The sequence below is a fragment of the Streptomyces sp. NPDC090442 genome, assembly GCF_044769405.1.
Taxonomy (GTDB): domain Bacteria; phylum Actinomycetota; class Actinomycetes; order Streptomycetales; family Streptomycetaceae; genus Streptomyces.
Genome location: NZ_JBIVXW010000241.1, coordinates 1 through 1,648, shown reverse-complemented (window position 1 = coordinate 1,648; position 1,648 = coordinate 1). Strand labels below are relative to the sequence as shown.

The following is a 1,648-nucleotide window of genomic DNA, read 5'->3' as shown; positions in this document are numbered from 1 at the left end:
GGGCTTGGGAAGAACGCCGACGCCGCGTGCGAGGCGTGGTGGGGGTAGGCCACCACCGGAGGCAACGGCTGCCCGGGCGCCACCTCGCGCAGTTGGGGTCCGGTATCGGTAGGAGTCTGTGATCGAGTGGTCGGTGTTCCAGTAGCTGACGGCCTGTGAGATCACCGAGTGTGGTCACCGGGGGCGTACTTCTTCCAGGTGCCTCCGGCTTGGGCGGCGACGGCCTCGGTATGGACTGCGTGGTAGCCGAGCATCCCCGCGACGACCGACGGCGGAGCCTGTAGGACAAGTTGCCGCAGGGTGGCGGTCCGGCCGTTGAGGGTAGGGACGCCCGCGGCGGTGAGTCGCTTGCCGAGGGTGGCGGGGTCCATGGGCTGCCCGGCCCGGCGTCCGGGGAAGAGCCAGTCGCTGGTGGGGAGAGTGCCGCCTGGCCGGTTCGGGCGTCCGTCGTGTATGTAGCCGAGTAGTAGCTTGGCGAAGGGCTCGGGAACCGGTGTGGGCGGGTCGCCGAGGAGGAGCGCGACCTGATCGCCGTCGTGCTGGACGTCATGGACGGTGAGTCGGATGAGCCGACGGACGGGCTGGGCATAGAGGAGGATCAGGGCAGCCGCGATCCGTTCCATGAGCGGGAGATCGTCGCTGGTCATGATCTTGCGGATCAGGGCGATGCGGTGGTGCTGGCTGATCGGGGCCGGGTTCTCCGTGTGAGGGTCCCCGTGGCAGCCCGGCCCGGTCGCAAGCCCGCCCCATGATCGCCCGTATACAGGTCCCCGTCAGTGCCTGGTAGGGGGCCCGAGAGGTGACGAACACAGCTGTCGCCGAGCAGCGAGGGCGGCTGTTGGTCAGGTAGCCGGCCACAGACTCGCCGACCTCGGTTGGCAGCGGCAGCCGCTCTGTGCAGGATCCCTTGCCTCGCACGGCGATCTCTCCCGCATGCCAGTCGATATCGGACAGTTGGATGGCGGCGGCTTCCGCACCGCGCAGTCCCAGGCGGGCGAGCATCACCAGAATCGCTCGGTCTCGCCGTCCCGCCGCGGTCCGCAGGTCCGGCGCGGACAGCAGCGCGGCGACCTGCTGCGGCGTCAGGCCGCGGGGCAGGGAATCCAACCGCCAGCCCGCCACCGCGGGGACCGCTGCGGTCAGTGGAGCCGGGATCCGTTGCGGTCAGTGGAGCCGGGATCCGTCCGTCCACGTGCAGGTAGCGAAGCAACGAACGGACCGCGGTCACCAGGGCCTTCGCCGACCAGACGCTGTCACACTCGGCGGTGTTCCGCACCATGGCTGACCGACCGGAGCTACCTTCGGCAAGGAAGGCTCCTCCAGGATGACAGACACGGTCTCTACAGACGTTCCGGACCAGGTAGTTGTCGGCGGGGTGGACTCCCACTCCGGCACCATCCACGTCGCCGTGGTCACCGACCGGGGAGGGCACCTCGCCGACGCCGAATTCCCCACGAGAGCCGCCGGGTACACTGCCGCGATCGCCTTCTTGCAGGCCCACGGAACCATCGCCGCCATCGGCGTGGAGGGCACGTCCTCCTACGGAGCGGGCTTTACGGGTCGCCCCACGATTGATGATCTTGCTCACGGTTGGGGACATGGAGTGGTTTCTATGAGTTGTCTGGGTTGTGATGACTCATCAGGCTCG

The 1,648-nt window shown here is 68.5% G+C and carries 2 protein-coding genes and 1 pseudogene; 1 reads left to right on the top strand and 2 read right to left on the bottom strand.

Annotation, left to right across the window (positions count from 1 at the left end; genetic code table 11):
- Window positions 1–161: 161 nt before the first annotated feature.
- Together ACIQU6_RS44735 and ACIQU6_RS44730 are read right to left on the bottom strand one after the other, a co-directional pair.
- Complete coding sequence (locus ACIQU6_RS44735) at window positions 162–647, bottom strand: hypothetical protein (RefSeq protein WP_403488485.1); 486 nt, start codon at window positions 645–647, stop codon at window positions 162–164.
- Entirely contained in the window at window positions 547–1,122 is a 576-nt protein-coding gene (locus ACIQU6_RS44730; RefSeq protein ID WP_403488484.1) for a tyrosine-type recombinase/integrase, read from the bottom strand. Before ACIQU6_RS44730 ends, ACIQU6_RS44735 begins: the two co-directional genes overlap by 101 nt.
- A 202-nt stretch (window positions 1,123–1,324) precedes the next feature.
- Between ACIQU6_RS44730 and ACIQU6_RS44725 the strand changes: the two are divergent.
- A pseudogene (locus ACIQU6_RS44725) lies at window positions 1,325–1,648 on the top strand (hypothetical protein); the annotation flags it as partial.